The organism is Marinicella meishanensis, from assembly GCF_019931145.1.
Lineage (GTDB): Bacteria > Pseudomonadota > Gammaproteobacteria > Xanthomonadales > Marinicellaceae > Marinicella > Marinicella meishanensis.
In genome coordinates, this window is sequence record NZ_JAIOUV010000008.1 from 95,351 (window position 1) to 113,637 (window position 18,287).

Consider the following 18,287-nt stretch of genomic DNA (forward strand, 5'->3'; position numbering starts at 1 on the left):
GACAGCCATTTTATTCATCACCACCGCCCTCAAAACCATCAACAAAAATGACGCATTCAGGCGAAGCCCAGACGGGGCCGGAATCACCCACCACAATGCCTTGAGCGCATTGGGTGAAAGATTGTGTGATGCCGTTAATGCTGAGGTTGCCACCGGTTGACTGCATGCCTTTGTTCAACACCAAATTGTGGTCATTGCCCAATGACAAATGAAATTCAGCCGCTTCTTCAGTGAATTGAATGTTCAGTGGTTCCAAAGGTTGGTCACCCATTTGTAAAACATGCAAAAAATAACTCTGGGCCTGACCACTGCTGTCCAATTCCAGCCGATACTGCCCCACCGCGCCACCTTCGGTAATCAGCCGATAACTGGGGTTACTGGGAACCAACGTGGTCAGGTTGATTTGTTCATTGCCCATGATGGCAGAAACCTGGTTGCCATTGATCTGTGGTTGATTCAGGAAATGCATGATAAATCCCTTGGTCACTTCAGCGGCATTCAACACAGGATTATCTTCATCAAAAGGCGTCCAATTACAAGCACTGCCATCGGCGTAACTGATGGAATCTCCACTGGCTTCCAGGCGATCAAGAATCACCAATGCATTCAAGCCCCTGACATAAATAAAATCACGCACCACCGATTCGGCATAAGGCCAATCATAGCGACACGGGTCGCGGTTCATCCTGGAGCGGTAAATGGCACTCAAATCAGTAGAAGCAAAGAAGAAATCTGGGTGGTGATGCACCCGGGTGACTTGCGGTAAGCCATCAGCACCTTCATCGTGCTCGGGATTGGGAGGATCGGGCAACACAAATTGATCCTCCCTGATGGGTGACCAAAACATTTGTCCCCGGCCTTCAAACAAGACCGTGTTGTGCCCGACAGCATTCAAAGCATCAACCGTGCTGGACCCGCCGCCCCAGTCCGTAATGTGTTCGGTGTAGGAGGTGGTTTCACGACTGAGCCACTGGCCATCTTGCCAAATCTGAAAGGAGCCAGCATCCAGGTGGTTATGGCCTACATTGCCACTGACCCCCAACTGCAGGTTAATGACTGTGGCATCTGGCTGCCAACGGTTTCTGAGATAAGAAAAGCCGGCACCAGAAGCATGATAATCCAAAGGAAGATCATCAAAGCTCCTGGATTCGACCGTTGGGGTAAGCGATTGCACCCAGGGTGAAATTTTGGGCTGAACTTGATCCAACCAGGTTTTGGCATAACCGGCCATCTGGCTTTGTGGCTGCATCATGATGTGACTTGACATCACATTCCCATAATCAGCACTTTTGGCCGTTTCAGGATAACAAACAAAGAATTGTTCATCATCATTGAATGGAAACAAATACCAGTAAGAGTCATCGCAGCCGATGCCCATGGGGGCGGGTGTTTGTTTGGGCAGGGTCGCGTATATTTGGTAAAACAGGTTTTCTCGATAGAATGGAGTCGCATCATAGGTGTTAAAACCATACTGCTGTGCCGTCAGTAAAGGCACCACACCGTAACCCAACATATATCGACCATACTGCGTACCCTCACCTGGCACGCCACCCCGACCAAAATAAGGGGCCCATTGTTCAACCATGCCATGTTGAAAACGTTGGTCCAAAGCATGATCAATGAAGCCTTGGGCCATGGGATTTTCACCGTATGAAGTGATGCCCCACTCCACACCGTTGCGCAAATAGCCCCAGAAATAGTTATTGGCTTCCATACCTGGCCCACCCCATGGTTTGTTGTTGAGCTCGGTTTGCCATAAATTCCAATTTTGGGTGAATGCATTTCTTTCAGCTGTGGAGAAACTGTCATGACACCAATCATAGATCAACAAGGCCGTTTCTCCGTACCAACGCGCCGAGTCACTGGATATCTGACTGATGTCAATTTCAATCGACATGGCATGGTCTTTGGCTGAATCACAGTCGCTGGCATTTTCGGTCATCAAGCCCCTCAAGGCCAAGCCCAAGTAGTCGTCATTGGCGGGGTTGGTCGGGTTGTTTTGATACCATGTCCGTGCTTGGGCCAGTACGGCCTCAGAAGTGAACCACAAGCGTGGGTGGTCATTGGGTATGGTCAGGTCGGCTGCCAGCGACGATGTGCTGATCAAGCATACGAACATTCCGGTGATTACAATCTTAGATTTGCACATGACCTGGCTCCAAATCATTGATTCATTTGCACTTGGTGATCCAACTGGATGGAGAACCCCCACACCCGGTTTTCTGAGACCATTTCATCGTTAATCAATGTTGATTGCTGAGCTGACAATGGCTCTGTTGACTGCATGTCACCATTGATGTGGTTGCTGATGATCTCGCCATTGAAACTGACGTTACCCAAAACACCGCTGATCATGGCAATGGTGTTTTCATGCCAACTCAATCTGACTTCGGAGATTTTTTGTGTTTGGGGTTCCATAACCACTTTAATTCCATACAAGTCATTGAAATTAATGCCTGAGTTGATTTTATCTGGGTCTCGCTGCGATTCAGCCAACGGTTCCTGTAGGCAAAAAATCACCCAATCCATTTTTTCTGGTTTGAACCGATTGGTCTGTTCAAAGACCCAAATATGATTCAGTGAGTGCTCATCTCCTGCAACTGTTAATTGGCAAGCCCCGTTGGCTTGAATGGAGAGGAAGGTCATGGCGATGATTGTGGCAGTTTTCATTTTTTATCCGGTTACTCAAATATCGTTGGAACATGTGGATGGATGCCAATCAAACAAAAACCGAACATCAAACCACACATAATCACTTATTTGGGCTCGAAGCGGCGACACCCCATGACCACCGGCGACAACCAGTGCTGCACCATCAATTCTGGCAACCAGTTCATTTTTTCAGCGCCATAGCCACCGGCCAATACCACCACTGCACAGCCCATTCTGGGGTACCAAATAATCCTTTGACCACCGTTGCCCATGGCCGTGGTGACCGGCTGGATTTGGTCCATGACATGCATGGAGTTGGTCCACACTTGATAGCCATAACCGTGGTCCAGGACGAAATCCGGTGCCTCGCCATCTTGATAACTGACTTGGGTGTGGTTGACCGCAGCCAACCATTTTGACGGGATGATTTGAACCCCATCCCATTGGCCTTCATTCAGCACCAATCTGGCCATTTTTTGCAGGGCATCGGGTGATAAGCGTAAACCCGCATAGGCAGAAGGCCTGGCATTGCCTGTGGCCAACCATTGCCACCGCTTGATGCCTAATGGCTCAAACAACTTGGATTGCGCATATGATTCAATACCCAAACCGGTGACGTTTTCAAGCACCACCTTCAATAAATGGGTCATGCCACCATGGTAGTTGAATCGGCTGCCTGGCTCGCTGATCAACGGTTTTTGCAAGACAAACTCAGCTGGATCATGACTGACTGACATTTGGCGCTCATCATTCTCAGGATTGCTGTAGGGCAATGTCTCTTCATCCCATGCCAAACCGGCGGTCATGGTCAATACATGTCGCAGCGTGATTTGTTGTTTGCGACCTGACAGTTGTGGCACATATTGATTGGGGAGCAGCTGATGTAAGGGCTGATCAACACCAACAATGTCCCTTTCTTCAATGGCCACCCCAACCAACCATGCAGTGATCGTTTTGCTGATCGAACGCACATCATGCAAGCGGTTTCTGTTAAATGAGACTGGGCCCAGAAATTCTCCCAGACGCCAATCATCACCAGTACAGTATCGTTCAAATTGAACGTTTTGTAGATTGACCACCAACACCGCATGAAAACCAGGCCAAGCCTCACAAAATCCATCATCCCATGAGTCTGACTGACCAATGGGTGTATGGCGTTTGTGTTGAGCACATCCCATCACCAACAAACTGCAACCCAGCAGCAAACAGTTAATTGAACAGCGAATTGATTCTGACTTGGCGTTTGAGTCACTCAAAGCCATCTTCAAAAATCAAATGAAATTCATTTTCCTGCGCTTCCAGAGCACCTGAATCGGGTTCGGCATCGCGGCTGTACAGGCGTTGGTCATGGGTGATTCCAGCTATGGGTATGGCATTGCCCACCGCTGGGCTGTACCGGTATCGGATGGCATGGGTCCAAGATTGTCCCCCGTTGTCAGCCAATTCTTCTTCTATCAATGCGCGGGAGAAAACATTCACTTGATCGTTGGGTGCTGAGCCCAATCCACAGGAGTCACCAGGTGACTCGATGTTACCACCCAGTGAGCCAAAGCCAACAAAGCTGACGGTCTGACAGCGTCCACTGATGATTGAATTTTGTACCGTACCCGCGGTGCCAGGACCGATGTAAATGTCCACCTCATTGGCAGAGAGGTTGGCTGCTGCGGTGACGTGCAGCAACCTCAAATTGCCTTCTGTGGCGTTGATGGCCGCGAATACATTGGCTTCGTTGCTGCTGATGGTGGTGTTGTTGATTGATGCCCGGTCTGCCACATACAACCCGCCACCAGACCCATCGGCTCGATTGTAAAACACCGCAGAATCGGTGACACTCAGATCGGCATGATCGCCCGACTGAAACGGGATACCTGTGTAAATACCCCCTCCATGACTGTCCCCGGTGGGCTGATCAGCTTCGGCTAAGTTGAAGTAAACCATTGACCCTTCGATATCTAACCGCGTGTCAAAATGGAAAATACCACCCCCTCTGGATTGGGCCTGGTTGCTCCAAAAGTTGGTATTTTGCACCAAGATCCAACCTGCAGTCTGGCCTAACTGGCTCCATGCCCACAGGCCACCACCTTCATTCGCTCGGTTACCAACCACACTGCTGTTGATGATGTGCACATTGGGTTGGCCATTCAAACTATACAAGTAAGCGGTTGCCAGGCCACCACCGAAACTGGCATGATTCAGAGACAGGATGACTTGATCCAGCAACACCGTGCTGTCGACAATGAGCAGGCCACCACCATCGTCATCCGCTTGGTTAGCAGATATCGTACTTGAGCGGATGACGGCATCGCTTTGATACAACAGGATGCCACCACCACTGTTGGCTTGGTTACTGACAATGTCACTGTTTTCAATCCGCAAAATGGCACCATTGGCCTTGATGCCGCCACCATCGCTGTTGGTTTGCCCATCAGAGAGGATTGCATGGTTCAAGGTCAAAGCAGCGCCCGGGTGTAGATCAAAAATCCGATCACCCATGTCACCAATGATCTCAAACTGATTGGCGGATGACGGTGTGTCACTGGTGATGGTCACCACACCCAATACATCCAGGTCTCCCACCATGGAATCGTTGTCGGCACCGGTCAGGGTCAACTCGTAGGCTTCATCCGGTAACACAATCACATCAGGTCCGTTGGAGGCATTGCTCGCGATGATGGCTTCGCGCAGCGAACAGCTGTTTGTGGTGCAATTTTGGGGGACGGGATCAGCGGTGTGCGTCACGGTGAAAGTATCGGCCTTGGCATCCATGGCAGCTGCCAAGAACAACAAAAAAATGAAGCAAGAACAGTACAGGAAATTGATGTTCATCATGATGACCTCCAAATCACTCAAGGCCATCTGCGAATATGGGCACTTCGGCCAATTTTTGCGCATGTACGCCAAACTCACCGATGGCCCCGCCGTTGACGTCATCCGTACCATTCCAAAGCACCAAGATTTCCCCCCGGGCATCCACCGCCAAGGCCGACGTTCTGGCATCAAATTGTGAACCATCATCGCCCATGTCCGAAACCACGCTTGAGCGCAACAAAGGTTCACCTGACTCGGTCACCCGATGCACCCAGATTTCATACTCATCGCTGGTTGGACCGCCGCCTTGGTAGGTGATGGCATCTCCTTGCCAACTCACCGCGTATTCTCGGGTCACTGGATTGTGAACCACATCAGGGCGAAACGCCTGATAATCTCCATTACCGGTGCCGCCCATGGTTGAAACCCTGAAATCAGTGAGGTCTTGACCACCCGCTGTGAGCAACCGGCCGTGAATTTCAAATTCTTCATCAATCAAACCTTGGTTGTTGTCATCACCGTACCAAACAACCATCCAATCGCCATTGATGGTGTTCGGTGCAACCGCCGGCATTTGTGCATCATATTCGATCAGTCCGGTGCCGCCCATGAATGAAACTCGAAAATCATTGTTTCCCACTTCAGTACCAACTGAGTCCAAGATTTGCCCAAAAATTTCAAACTCTTGGTCCACTTGACCGGCCAAGTTATCATCGGCAACCCAGACCACCAGGTATTCGGCATTGGCACTGTTGAAAGCCACATCCACTTGAGAGGCCATCCTGTCAGCATCGCCGGTGCCGGCCACATCAGAGATGCGGAAGTCGTTGTCGCCGATCTCGCTGCCATCACCATTGAGCCGTTGGCCAAAAATTTCAAACTCGTCATCCGCCAAACCGGCTGCTGGGTCATCTGCATACCAAACCACCAAATATTCATCATTGAGGTCATTGAATGCCACTGCCGGACTTCTGGCCCCTCTGGATGGCAATTGATTGATGTCAGAAATTGGCAATTCAGGCCCCAATAGGGTCAGGTTTGGAGACACCCGCCTCGCATAAATCTCAAAATCATTGCCAAACCACACCACCAAAAACTCATTGCGGATGGAATTGAAAGCCACTTTGGGTTCAAACGCCGTCAAATTATCATTGACTGGAATGTCCGAAATAACCACTTGGTTACCCAACGGCATGCCGTCGGCCCTGAGTAGACGGGCAAAAATTTCAAATCCCGCCGGGTCTGAGTTTTCGGCCCACACAGCCAGGAACGTGTCGTTGTTGGGGTTGTGTGCCAGGGCCGGATCATCGGCATCGATGTTGGGATCATCCACGGTGCCTGCCACTTGGCTGACCAGCATGTCATTGCTGCCAATTTCTATCAGATCTGCCTGTGAAGTGGCGACCATTGATGACAGGCTTACCAACAACAAGACCGTTTTCATGAAACCAGAATCTTTAACTGAAAAAAACATACAAAACCTATTAATTGTGGAGACAATCAGGTAGATGCTTCAATCAGGACAACCGAACATTTATTCAGCAAGAAAGGATTAATCGGTAACCAAGCCGAAGAATGTCACCGCATTGTTGAAGAATATGTCGGCTTTTTGTTGGTGACTTAAAAACGATGCGTTTTGGATGTTTTCAATCGACAACCGAATGGCGTCAGGCCAAATCATCTGATCTGAACCATACATCAGCCGCTTCGACAAGTCGCACTCCCCACCAGCGGTGTTCATCAGAGCCAATAAATAGGCTTGGAATTCAGCCTCAGGCAACAACCAATTGATGACTGACAAATCCGCATAGATGTGATCAAACATGCACATGATGGCTTTGGTGTTGTCTAAAAATGGCCAACCGGCATGCATCAAATAAATTTTCAGCTCAGGGTAGGCCAACACCAGCTGTTCAATCACCAATGGATTGACCTGATCCACCCTGAATTCAGGAGCCCAGGTAATGGCCAGATTGGGTTCGCCCAAGGCCATGTGTATGCCCACAGGAATCTGCATTTCTTGGGCGTAGGCAAAATACGGTGATAAACTGGGGTCATGTGGATAAAGTCCCCCGTATGCCAAGCCCAACTCACCAAAAACAGAGAGGGTCTTGTTTTGATGAGCGGCAATCACCACATCCAGTTCAGGCAAAGGATTCCTTGGGTGGTAATACAAGCCTCCCAAGAACGACCCACCCCCTTGTTCCTGCCACCTCCTCACATCGTCAAGCGGACCACTGATGATCGCTTTGGTGATGTTCAACTCAGCCATGATTGCCAAGGTTTGATCAATCACCTCGGCATCGCTTTGCGCGCTGGGAAGTTGTCGTGAGACCGGATTCCTAGGCGGAGGACTGCCATAACGATTCCAGGCGAATGCATGCATGTGCACATCAATGATAGGACCAGTATAGCGTTGATTTACCTGACATCCGAACAGCGGCATAGCCGACAGCATGACAATCATGAAGCAGATGAATGATCTAATCACTTTCTGACAAATGATTGAGGTAAGCATAAAGGTCCTTAACTTCCTGTTCTGAAAAGTAGGCAAAACGGGTTTTGGCTACATAACTCATCAATCCAAGGTCCGCCCGTTCACCCACCCCCACACCATCAGACATCAGGCGGATGAAATCCTCTTGTGTATAGGCTTTGATCATCACAAGTAAGCTTGGAAATGAGTCTCCCAATGAAACTTCGCCTCGCAGATCTCGACCATGGCATTCATTGCATGTTGACATGGCAATGTATTCACCACGAGCCAAAGCAGGTTGGGTTGACGAATTCAATTGCAAAGCTGGGACTTGGGTACTCAAGGCTGCACTGTGCTGCATTTGATTGGTAAGCAATAACCACCGAGCCCACCAACCCAATTTAGGTTCAGGTAACGTTTTATCAATCACATCAACCGAACGCATGTAGGCAATCATGGCAGTCAAATCCTCATCTGAAAGGTTGACATAACCAAATGAAGGCATGGTCCACAAGGCCTTACCATTCAAACCAATACCATGCCTGATCACACGTTCTAGTTCTGACACGCCATGTTTTCTGGCAAGTTTGGCCAAGTTTGGTGCCACCGCACGTTCGACCCAGGGCCATTTGTCGGCAAAGACCATTCCTTGAAGTTGTTCACCGTGACAACTCAAGCAGCCGCGAATACGCATCGCCTTTTTGCCTTGTTCCTGCCTCGCTTGACTGCTGATGATTGGGGAGTCAAAAGTTTCAGGCTCTTGGTAGCTGTACAACATATTTTCACTGAGCACGTAGATCAGCATAGGCACAATCATCAACAGAGTCAAACCAACCCAAAGCATTTTCATCATGTCTCACTCCACCTCATTCCAAATTATCGGGGCGTATTGTGCCCACATCAGACCAGTTTGCTCCGGACTGCAACAACTCAATTTGGGTCAATATTTTACGTCGATAGCCTTTGCTGTCATCGATCAGATTCAAGGCATTTTGATAGGCGGCGATTGCAAGTGACCGTTTTTTTGTTTTCACATAAGCATTACCCAAATCCACGAAAGTATCGAAATGGATGTCAATCATGTTTACCACTTGTTCGAGTCGCAACGCCACTTTCTCCCATTCAGGCTCATCGGTTTCCATGATGTACTTTCTCACTTCGTAGCGCATCAAACGTGCCCAGTCCATGGGATCAACATAACGGCCTTTCATGATGTAAACATTGCCAATCCGATCCACATAGTCCAGCATGTTCAATTGGCTTGGATCCCAGCCATCCCAAGGCAACAAATCACTGGTTTTCATGAAGAAATAGCCTTCAAAAATCCCTTCATAATTATCATCATCAATGCCACTCAGTTTTTCTGAGAAGGGTATCCCTCGGGCTTCCAATTCCTCTTTGATCAACCAAATATAGTTGAAACGATTGTGCTGCATGAGGTCATTGGATTGGATGAAATCCTCAATTTCTTTCACCCGTTGTCCCAGGTCCAAACCTTCGCTGGCAAAATATTGGTAGGCATTTTCAGTGCCACCTGCGGTTTCATTGTGGTATTCCCATAAGCGGCTTTCGCGAGCAGTCATCAGTGCCGTTGCCAAGATGAACAACACCGCTAATCTGGATAACAGCGGCTGCCAGTGATGCGTCACAATGACACCACAGAACACCACAATGACCACCACCAATGGCAAAGCATGCCTGATACCGGCATACGTGCCAGCAGAATTCATCAGGGTCAATAGGTAGGCCGCAGCCATGAACAGCAGAATCAACAGCGGTTGATGGGTGCGATGAATGGACTGAGGTGGTGATTTGTTCCATCTGTTGAATGAACGAACCAACACCACCACAACGCACATCAACAACATAAACAGATATGGGATGGGCAGTTTTGCCATGATATTGGCTGGCCAAAAGAACCAGGGCGGGTCACCGGTGTACTTGTGACCATACACGAAATGCATGGAGCGCCCACGGCCCTCAATGCCCGCTTTGATGGTGTCAGCCAAACCCCAGACATAGGCTTTGGGCAACAGGCGGCTTTGATCGATCGCAAGCAACAACGATTGCATGCTTGGATTACTCAGGTCATCGATTTTGGCCGTCAATGAACGGTTGAAAGGATCACCACCATCGGGGCTGGCGTGGTATTGAAAACCATAGCTGGCCCAGAGTAACAGGATCGAGAGCACACCCACCAGCACAGTGGCTCCCAATCGCTTGAGCGCTGGCTGGTGTCGTTTTTGTGCCAAGGACTTGAGGGCCAAGAACACCAAAACCAAATAAATCGCCAACACCCCTGGCAGGGCCGAAAATTTGGTGCTCAAGGCAACACCGGTGGCCAATGCCAATGCCAAGCCCCAATGCCAACGCCATTGTCGGGCAAACCCTGTGGCCGTCAAAGCATTGATGGCCAAAGCCAATGACACCGGCAAATCGGTCATGACCAGCGGCATGTGGGCGGCCATGGTCGGCTCAAAAACCATCAACAAACCCACCACAATGGCCGCTGTGAAGCGCCACAAGTGCCAAACCAACAGCAGCAATACTGCCATCAACAATCCATTGAATAACCACATGGCCAATCGGGCCGATTGTTGGGCTTGTGCAAAATCATTGTCAAAAAACATGGTTTCTTCGAGGTGGTTGCGCTCGGCATACTTGTCATTCAAAGGCTCAAAAGCCCGCAATGAAAAATCATCGGGTGCCAGCCACCCCACCCACAGCTTTGACAAAGGAGGGTGTTCGGGGTTGAGTCGAAAATCACCGGTCTGCACATAACTGATGCCAGCAACCATGTGGAACGGCTCATCCACAGTGAATGAGTCCAGTCGCGTGCCGTACCAAGAGCGCAGCACCGCCAACAACACAATGAAGCACAACAGCCCAACTTTAAGCACGGTCATTTTCATACCAGCATCCGTGGCTTGCCTTGTATCTGTCATGGTATGCCCCCATTGATTGCTTCAAATCCATTACTGAATATAACATCATTTTGTTGCTGACCCGTGAGGGTCAATGACAAACCATCAAACCATGACTGCAAGGACGCTGGTATCAATGCATTACCCTCTTCATCAGCCGCCAAATAATTTTCTCTGATGATCAGTTCATCCAAAGCAGTGAGGTTGATGAATTCATCGGGTAAGGTTCCGGTCAACCGATTGGTGGAAAGATTCAAATACTCTAAATTGGCCAGCTGACCCAACGTGCCAGGAATTTCACCTTCCAGGGCGTTGTTACTCAGATCCATGTATTCAAGATTGGATAAGTTACCCAGTGAATCTGGAATGGGTCCATTCAAAAAATCGTTGCCGGTGAATCTGAGGTAAGTAAGGTCAGACCACTGACCCGCAGAATTTGGGATCGGGCCGACCAGTTGACTGCCAACCACATCAAAAAACATCAATTGCGTCAGTTGGCCCAGTTCACTTGGAAAAATTCCGGTGATCTCAAATGCTTTGAATCCAAAAACAAAGCTTTCCAGTTCTGTGAGGTCACCCAACTCAGATGGCAGCGGCCCGCTGTAACCGTCTATGGTTGAAAAGTCGATAATCCGCACATGTCCGTTCATGGCGGAAATGCCAGCCCAGTCATCCACCGGCGGTACACCCCAGTTTTGATTGTTACTCCAACCGTCGCCTTGACCGGCATTGTAAAAGGCCACCAACGCTTCGCACTCAATGACCGGCACACCAAGCCCAGACTGTGTACACACGGTGGTTTCGTTCAATTGTGCCATGGCACCGCCACACAAAAACAACCCCGATAAAAACACCCGCCAATAAAAAATTGTTTGCATACCACCTCCCACTTGATCATGATTGTTCTGGTTAGGTTGATCGAACCCAAGTTCTGATCCAGATTCAAACCCAATTCAATTCAGTGGATGCAAGTGTGTGGCAAAAGCGAATATTTATTTTTCACCCAGTTCCATTTTTCTGATGTCATCGGCCACGGACAGGGTTTGGTGGTCCTCGACACCAAATAATTCAACGAATTGGGTGTGTAACATCCTCATCTGAGCCAGCGCCTCCGGGTGCGCTTGCAGGTAACCCAGCCAAATGCCGATGGCTTTGATTTCTAAGTACAGGCGGCTGTCTTCGCCAAACCACTGCTGGGCATGGCTAAGGGACTCGTTCACCAATGGTCCGGCTGGATTGAAACGTTCAGTTTCGCGGTAAAAATGCAACAAATCAATGGCTGCCCTGAGTCGTGAATGGTGGTCACTGGGGTGGTGCGTGCTCACCAGCTCAAGAATCGTCCGAAAGGCCTCCTCAGCGGCATCAGTTTGCCCGCTGTCTTGCAACGCCCAAGCCACATATATCTTTTGACCTCGCAAATTGGCAATGCTGAACTCGCCCACTTTTTCATGCACCGCTGCTTCATTGGACTGCAACACCTCCAATGCTTCTTTGGCTCGTCCGGCCATGATCAAACCCAGGCCCAAATTACTCTTTGTTTTGATGGTACCAATGTGGTTGGGGCCCAAGACATGGTTCATGCGTGGGATGAGCGCCATCAACTCTTCAATGCCCTGATTTCGTGATTCGACGTCATCTGACAAAGTCAGCTGGGTGCTGCCAGCCGACAAGCTGGTTAAAACACTGTGGTGGTTTTCATGGTGTTGCTGTTGATAGTAAGTGGCTGCCCGATAATACGCTTCATGAGACTGCTGGCGAGCGAATTTTCGGCTGTGATATTGACCTTCCACATAGGCCATTTGCGCCAACACCTCCGGATCGCCTGTACTGTGTTCCTTGAGTTCATTGAGTTGATCCATCAGTGGTCCAATCTCAGCAAAACGTTCTGTGCTGATGTGATCTTGGATCAACATGGCCAAGGCAGACAAGTGCAAATCGTGGGCTTCTGGCTCTTCGGCCGGAATGGACAACACCCGATTGAGGTGTTCACTGGTCAGTTCGAATTGTTGCTGCTGAGCATGGTAGCGACCCAGCAGCAAATGCACTTGCATCAGTTGCTGCTCGCTGAGCCCTGGCATGCCCAACACCTGTTCAGCCAAGGACAGTACATGAACATCGTCACTCAAAGCCTGATGGGTGGTCAACAATTGAATCGCCAAATCCTTTTTGGTCTCCTCTGACAGCACTGGATCGGTTAAGATGAGTTCATTGGCCAGTTTCAACCCATCAACCAATTTGACACTGCGCCCATCTTCATAGGGTGTGATGCTCAAAAACGATTGGGCGATGATGTCATTGATGGTTTGGGTTTGTTGCTGGGCTTGTCTGATGCGCCAATTGTTGTAAAGACTGAGCACTGTGATGCCGATGAGCAAAGCAAAACTCAATACCAGTGTCATTCGCTTGGCCTGCTTCAGGGGCGCTTGTTGAATTCTGGTGACTTGTGCACTCACTTGTTGAATCGTTGGCCTTTGTTCAGCTTGTGGGCTGAGCATCGTAGCAATCAAGCTTTGCCATGCTTTGGGCACACCCAAATCGATGGCTCCAGATGCCAAATCTGTCATGTGCCTTTTGACCTGTCCTTCATCAACATCAATCAAAGGGTGCTGACCAAGCAATATTTCTGCAAACAACAGGCCCAAAGCAAACACGTCAGCTGGCTGGCTGTTACCCGCCCCCTCGAATTGTTCTGGTGCCATTGCCATGGGGCTGGCTTGGGTGGCTTCACCAGGCTTCAGGTCTTGGGCGCCATGTCGACTGGAACCAAAATCCAACAAGATGGCACCACGGTTTGGCTGTAACATCACATTCAGGGATTTGATGTCGCCATGAACCACCGCGCATTCATGGGTGGCTTTGACCGCTTGAGTCAATTGATTGATGATGCCGATCTGCTCGTCTTGATTTAAACCCGTGCTGAGGATGCGGTCATACAAAACCTCTCCGTTCAAATAATCCGACCAATAACCGGATACACCTTGGTCGGTGGCTGCGCCATGGATGGCCAGCACATGCGGGTTGCGCACCGTGGCCATCAGTCGGGCTTCTTGTAAAAACTCATCCTCTGAGATGTGCAGGCGACTGTGTGAATTCAGGAACTTGACCGCCACTTCTGCTTGTAAGATGCGGTCAAATGCTTTGTAGACTGAACCAAAACCACCGGCACCAATTTTCTCAATGATTTCTAAGTGCGCCCAACGGTCACCGGGTCGAATGGCGTGTTGCAAAAAATCAGCCTGCTTTTGTTTGATGCTGGTGGTGATTTTGGCGATGGCCAACAAGGCCAACACCTCATGTTTGGAACTCGATGCTGCAATTGCCCCCATGTCCACATCCATGTGGGTGCCTTGATCGATGGCATGGATCAATTGTTCTTTGGTGGTTATTTTTATGTCATTCATGCCGTTTGAGATATTGTTGGGGTCTGAGAATCTGGATTTGGGTGGGTCATGTCGATGGATGCGACTTTCCCAAAAACCGAACAAAAAAGTTCAATCAGACATCAATCCTCATGGTCTTTGGCCATGATCTTGGCCAGTTTGTTCACTGCCCGCTTGAAATAAACCCGTGCCGCATCCGGGCTTTTGCGGTCGGTCAGCTCGGCTATTTCTTGGTGCGACATACCAAATTCCAAACGCATGATGACCACATGCTTTTCAGCTTCACTGAGTTGATCAATGGCCGCATCATAAGCCATCATGGCATGAAGGTCTTCTTCATAAGCCATGCGTTCATCATGGGTGAATTGTGTGGTAAGGGCCACTTGGAACAACTTGTTTTTGCGCAGCTCTTGTTTGACCTGGTTCAAAAAAATCTGCCGCAGGTAACAAAAAAAGGCACCGGGGTTGTCCGCCTTCAATTGGTCGTGATTTTTAAAAGCCAAGGCCAAGGTGTCTTGTACCAAATCCCGGGTTTCCAGGTGGTTGCGTGCGTGATGCGGGACCCTGCCATGCGCCCATTTCAACAGAATTGGGCCAAACATGTCCATCAGTCCATTGCTGGCAGTCGAATGCCCTGCTTTGAACCCATCAATCAAACGCATGGTTGTGGACAATGGATGCATGATCTGCCCTAACAAAGAGGAAAATTCGTTTCAGTTTAAAGCTTTTCCAGCCTGAATTGGGATTATTTTTATCGACTGATTCGAAACACCATTGTGGGAACCGCAGCGTCCTTTTTTTCAATGGTGTTTCGTTACGACAGCCATATCCATGACTGTCTATATTGATATGTTGATTATGACTGTGTTTTTTTTAACAATTGCAAAATGCTGGAAAAATCCAACTTGCCGGCACCGCCGGCGCGGTGAATTTGGTACAGCTGCGTGGCCAAAGATCCCAGGGGGGTGGCGCTGCCTGATTGGGCGGCCAACTCTTGTGACAAGCCCAAATCTTTGCTCATCAAATCGACCATGAAGCCACCTTGGTAATCCTTGCTGGCCGGCACATTGGGCATGACATTGGGGTACGGGTTGTACACCTGCAATGACCAATTGTTGCCCGAACTGGCTTTCATGATTTCCGACATCACCGCCGGATCCAAACCTTGTTGAGCGCCCATGTTCAAGGCTTCGGCGGTGCCGATCATGTGGATGGCCAACAACATGTTGTTGCAGATTTTGGCCACTTGTCCGGCCCCTGATGCACCGGCATAAAAGATGTTGCGACCCATGGCAGTGAGCACGGTTTTGGCCGCTTCAAAATGGGCTTGTTGGCCACCACAAATGAAGGTCAGGGTGCCGGCTTCGGCCGCTGCTGTGCCACCGGAAACCGGGGCATCGATCATGGCAATGCCTTGTTGCTCACAGGCTTTGGCCACGGCCCGGGCATCATCGGCCGCAATGGTCGAAGAATCGATGATCAACACGTCTTTTTTCAGGTGATTGATCAGACCCTTGCTGCCAATGTACAATGATTTCACGATGGCGCCGTTGGGCAGCATCGAAATGATGACATCGGCCTCTTTGACGGCATCGGTGGCGCTGCCGGCGGTGTTGGCACCGGCGGCCTTGAGCTCGGCCACGGCGTCTTGGTTCAGGTCATAAACCGTGACCTTGAAGTTTTTCTTGATGAGGTTTTTCGCCATGGGACCACCCATGTTACCCAAACCGATGAATGCGATGTTTTGACTCATGATGATTCCATTATAACGTTTTTGGTGGGCTAAAAAAGGCGGCCACGTCGGCTGGCGTGATGTCAGCCACAGATTGGGCCTGCCATTGGGGTTGGTTGTCTTTGTCAATCAACAAGGCCCGAATGCCTTCGGCCAAGTCTGGGTGCATGGCACATTGAGTCGACACGATCAATTCCATGGCAAACACCTGCGACAAACTCATGTGCTTGGCCCGTTTGATTTGTTCGCGCACCAGGTGCAAGGTCATGGGGCAACCATGGATCAAACCCTTGGCGGCCAATCCCAGCCACTTGTCGTCGGTTTCCAGCTCTTTGAACTGCTGTACCACATCGACCAAGTCCACTGGCGCCATCAGTTCATTGATCAATTCATAATTCACCCACAAGGCCGATTCATGCACGCGTTGCTCCATTTGCACCGATTGGATGGCTTCGGTGATGCCTGCATGGGTACCATCTGACGCCAAAATGGCCAGTTGTAAATTAGCCAAATCTTCGGTCGCCACGGCGTGGTCAGCCAATCGGGTGAACAAGGCATCGGCGGCATTCATGCGCGCGCCGGTCATGCCCAAAAACTCGGCACACCGTCCGGGCATGCGATTGAAAAACCAAGACGCACCGACATCGGGATACAAACCAATGGTCACTTCAGGCATGGCGATCATCGAGCGTTCGGTGACGATGCGGTGCGAGCCGCCGACTGCCACCCCCAAACCGCCACCCATGACAATGCCATCGGCGTAGATGATCACCGGTTTGGCATAGCGGTGAATGGTTTGGTCCAGCTGGTATTCCTTGCTGAAAAACTCATGGGCTTTGGCGGGCACTTCGCCGGCTGGGGTGGCCTGCATGGAGTGGTACAACATCACCACGTCGCCACCGGCACAAAAGGCTTTGTCACCGGCCCCTTCAATCCACACCGCTTTGATGTGCTCATCGCTGGCCCAGTCATCCAACAAGGCCTGCATCGCTTCAATCATGTCGGTGGACAATGCATTCAGCGCTTTGGGCTTGTCCAACACGATTTTGCCCAAACCACCGAATTCGGCCTCAACCACTTTGTATTGAATCGCTTCGCTCAAAGCATGGGCTTGTTCTGTGACCACTGATTCTGCCATCAGATGATCACCTCGGTGGCCCCTTCCTGCAGGATCTTGCGGGAAATGATCAGGCGCATGATTTCATTGGTGCCTTCCAGGATGCGGTGCACCCGGGTGTCACGCAGATGGCGTTCCAGCGGATATTCTTTGATGTAACCATAGCCCCCATGCAACTGCAAAGCTTCGTCACAAATTTGAAAACACACGTCGGTGGCAAAGCGTTTGGCCATGGCACAATAAGCCGTGGCCTGGGGGTCTTTGTGGTCCAATTTGTGGGCCGCCAACCGCACCATCTGGCGCGCCGCGATCAACTCAGTCAGCATGTCAGCCAGTTTGAATTGGAGGGCTTGGAAAGATGCCAGGGTTTTGCCAAACTGCTTGCGTTCCAACATATAAGCTTGGGCTTGATTCAAAGCCGCCTGCGCCGTGCCCAAAGAACACGAAGCAATGTTGATGCGGCCGCCGTCCAAACCTTTCATGGCAAATTTAAAGCCTTCCCCTTCTTGGCCAATCAAATTCCCGGCAGGGATGATCACGTCTTCAAAGGTGATCAGGCGGGTGGGTTGTGAGTTCCAACCCATTTTGTCTTCTTTTTTGCCATACGAGATGCCCTCGGCATCGGCTGGCACCATGAAACAAGACACGCCTCTGGGTCCGTCTTCACCGGTGCGGGCCATGACGATCAGGATGTCGGTGGAACCGGCCCCAGAAATGAAGGTTTTGCTGCCATTGAGCACGTATTGTTGATTGCCATTGGCATCGGTGGTTTTGTTGGCGGTGGTTTTCAGGTTGCCGGCATCCGAACCATGACCAGGCTCGGTCAGGCAATAAGAGGCCAACAACTCACCTGAGGTCAGTTTGGTGCCCCACTCTTCGGCCAAGGCTTCACTGCCAAAGGAGGTCAGCATCCAGGCACACATGTTGTGGATGGTCAAAAAAGCGGTGGTTGAGGTGCAATGCTTGGACATCTCTTCGAAAATCAATGACGCGTCCAAGCGACTCAATCCCAAGCCGCCGTATTGTTCGGGTGAATAGATGCCCAAGAACCCCAATTCGCCGGTATTCTTGATCACATCCACCGGGAAATGACTGGTTTCGTCCCAATGCGCGGCGTGCGGCGCCATTTCACTGCTGGCATATTCTTTGGCCGCGTCGACAAAGGCCTGTTGGTCTTCATTCAGTTCAAAATTCATGC

General features: G+C 50.2%; 14 protein-coding genes. All 14 read right to left on the reverse strand.

Annotated elements, in window-relative coordinates; all coding sequences use genetic code 11:
- Window positions 1-10: 10 nt before the first annotated feature.
- The gene (locus tag K7G70_RS13925) at window positions 11-2,119 is read right to left on the reverse strand and encodes a heparinase II/III-family protein (protein WP_223789270.1); all 2,109 of its coding nucleotides are present in this window, start codon (window positions 2,117-2,119) and stop codon (window positions 11-13) included.
- A gap of 44 nt (window positions 2,120-2,163) precedes the next feature.
- Window positions 2,164-2,670 (reverse strand): hypothetical protein, encoded by a 507-nt coding sequence (locus K7G70_RS13930; protein WP_223789271.1) that lies wholly within the window; start codon window positions 2,668-2,670, stop codon window positions 2,164-2,166.
- An 86-nt stretch (window positions 2,671-2,756) separates the two neighbouring features.
- Window positions 2,757-3,830 carry a serine hydrolase domain-containing protein gene (locus K7G70_RS13935; RefSeq protein ID WP_223789407.1) on the reverse strand — a complete coding sequence of 358 codons (1,074 nt, stop codon included), beginning with the start codon at window positions 3,828-3,830 and terminating at the stop codon, window positions 2,757-2,759.
- A 70-nt stretch (window positions 3,831-3,900) separates the two neighbouring features.
- Window positions 3,901-5,481, reverse strand: a complete 1,581-nt coding sequence (locus K7G70_RS13940) for a CSLREA domain-containing protein (protein WP_223789272.1) — start codon at window positions 5,479-5,481, stop codon at window positions 3,901-3,903.
- Between the two features lie 13 nt (window positions 5,482-5,494).
- Window positions 5,495-6,904 carry a hypothetical protein gene (locus K7G70_RS13945; RefSeq protein ID WP_223789273.1) on the reverse strand — a complete coding sequence of 470 codons (1,410 nt, stop codon included), beginning with the start codon at window positions 6,902-6,904 and terminating at the stop codon, window positions 5,495-5,497.
- 108 nt (window positions 6,905-7,012) lie between these two features.
- Window positions 7,013-7,846, reverse strand: a complete 834-nt coding sequence (locus K7G70_RS13950) for an amidohydrolase family protein (RefSeq protein WP_255590313.1) — start codon at window positions 7,844-7,846, stop codon at window positions 7,013-7,015.
- A gap of 97 nt (window positions 7,847-7,943) precedes the next feature.
- On the reverse strand, window positions 7,944-8,789 hold the full coding sequence (locus K7G70_RS13955) for a c-type cytochrome (protein ID WP_223789274.1): 846 nt from the start codon (window positions 8,787-8,789) through the stop codon (window positions 7,944-7,946).
- A 13-nt stretch (window positions 8,790-8,802) separates the two neighbouring features.
- Window positions 8,803-10,848, reverse strand: a complete 2,046-nt coding sequence (locus tag K7G70_RS13960) for an ArnT family glycosyltransferase (RefSeq protein ID WP_223789275.1) — start codon at window positions 10,846-10,848, stop codon at window positions 8,803-8,805.
- A 29-nt stretch (window positions 10,849-10,877) separates the two neighbouring features.
- A complete protein-coding gene (locus tag K7G70_RS13965) occupies window positions 10,878-11,738 on the reverse strand; it encodes a leucine-rich repeat domain-containing protein (RefSeq protein ID WP_223789276.1) in 861 nt (286 codons plus the stop codon).
- 114 nt (window positions 11,739-11,852) lie between these two features.
- Window positions 11,853-14,261, reverse strand: a complete 2,409-nt coding sequence (locus K7G70_RS13970; RefSeq protein WP_223789277.1) for a serine/threonine-protein kinase — start codon at window positions 14,259-14,261, stop codon at window positions 11,853-11,855.
- Between the two features lie 101 nt (window positions 14,262-14,362).
- Window positions 14,363-14,923 (reverse strand): RNA polymerase sigma factor, encoded by a 561-nt coding sequence (locus K7G70_RS13975; RefSeq protein WP_223789278.1) that lies wholly within the window; start codon window positions 14,921-14,923, stop codon window positions 14,363-14,365.
- Window positions 14,924-15,096: 173 nt separating this feature from the next.
- A complete protein-coding gene (gene mmsB / locus K7G70_RS13980) occupies window positions 15,097-15,993 on the reverse strand; it encodes a 3-hydroxyisobutyrate dehydrogenase (RefSeq protein WP_223789279.1) in 897 nt (298 codons plus the stop codon).
- Between the two features lie 10 nt (window positions 15,994-16,003).
- The gene (locus K7G70_RS13985; RefSeq protein WP_223789280.1) at window positions 16,004-17,110 is read right to left on the reverse strand and encodes an enoyl-CoA hydratase/isomerase family protein; all 1,107 of its coding nucleotides are present in this window, start codon (window positions 17,108-17,110) and stop codon (window positions 16,004-16,006) included.
- The gene (locus tag K7G70_RS13990; protein WP_223789281.1) at window positions 17,110-18,285 is read right to left on the reverse strand and encodes an acyl-CoA dehydrogenase family protein; all 1,176 of its coding nucleotides are present in this window, start codon (window positions 18,283-18,285) and stop codon (window positions 17,110-17,112) included. The genes K7G70_RS13985 and K7G70_RS13990 overlap by 1 nt, the downstream gene beginning before the upstream one ends.
- Window positions 18,286-18,287 lie beyond the last annotated feature (2 nt).

Bases quoted from the DNA above. Each gene is read 5' to 3' on its own strand.
- K7G70_RS13950 (WP_255590313.1), bottom strand. From the start codon at position 7,846: ATGCATGCATTCGCCTGGAATCGTTATGGCAGTCCTCCGCCTAGGAAT.
- K7G70_RS13975 (WP_223789278.1), bottom strand. From the start codon at position 14,923: ATGCATCCATTGTCCACAACCATGCGTTTGATTGATGGGTTCAAAGCA.
- K7G70_RS13935 (WP_223789407.1), bottom strand. From the start codon at position 3,830: ATGGGATGTGCTCAACACAAACGCCATACACCCATTGGTCAGTCAGAC.
- K7G70_RS13985 (WP_223789280.1), bottom strand. From the start codon at position 17,110: ATGGCAGAATCAGTGGTCACAGAACAAGCCCATGCTTTGAGCGAAGCG.
- K7G70_RS13960 (WP_223789275.1), bottom strand. From the start codon at position 10,848: ATGAAAATGACCGTGCTTAAAGTTGGGCTGTTGTGCTTCATTGTGTTG.
- K7G70_RS13930 (WP_223789271.1), bottom strand. From the start codon at position 2,670: ATGAAAACTGCCACAATCATCGCCATGACCTTCCTCTCCATTCAAGCC.
- K7G70_RS13925 (WP_223789270.1), bottom strand. From the start codon at position 2,119: ATGTTCGTATGCTTGATCAGCACATCGTCGCTGGCAGCCGACCTGACC.
- K7G70_RS13970 (WP_223789277.1), bottom strand. From the start codon at position 14,261: ATGAATGACATAAAAATAACCACCAAAGAACAATTGATCCATGCCATC.
- K7G70_RS13945 (WP_223789273.1), bottom strand. From the start codon at position 6,904: ATGAAAACGGTCTTGTTGTTGGTAAGCCTGTCATCAATGGTCGCCACT.
- mmsB (WP_223789279.1), bottom strand. From the start codon at position 15,993: ATGAGTCAAAACATCGCATTCATCGGTTTGGGTAACATGGGTGGTCCC.
- K7G70_RS13965 (WP_223789276.1), bottom strand. From the start codon at position 11,738: ATGCAAACAATTTTTTATTGGCGGGTGTTTTTATCGGGGTTGTTTTTG.
- K7G70_RS13990 (WP_223789281.1), bottom strand. From the start codon at position 18,285: ATGAATTTTGAACTGAATGAAGACCAACAGGCCTTTGTCGACGCGGCC.
- K7G70_RS13940 (WP_223789272.1), bottom strand. From the start codon at position 5,481: ATGATGAACATCAATTTCCTGTACTGTTCTTGCTTCATTTTTTTGTTG.
- K7G70_RS13955 (WP_223789274.1), bottom strand. From the start codon at position 8,789: ATGATGAAAATGCTTTGGGTTGGTTTGACTCTGTTGATGATTGTGCCT.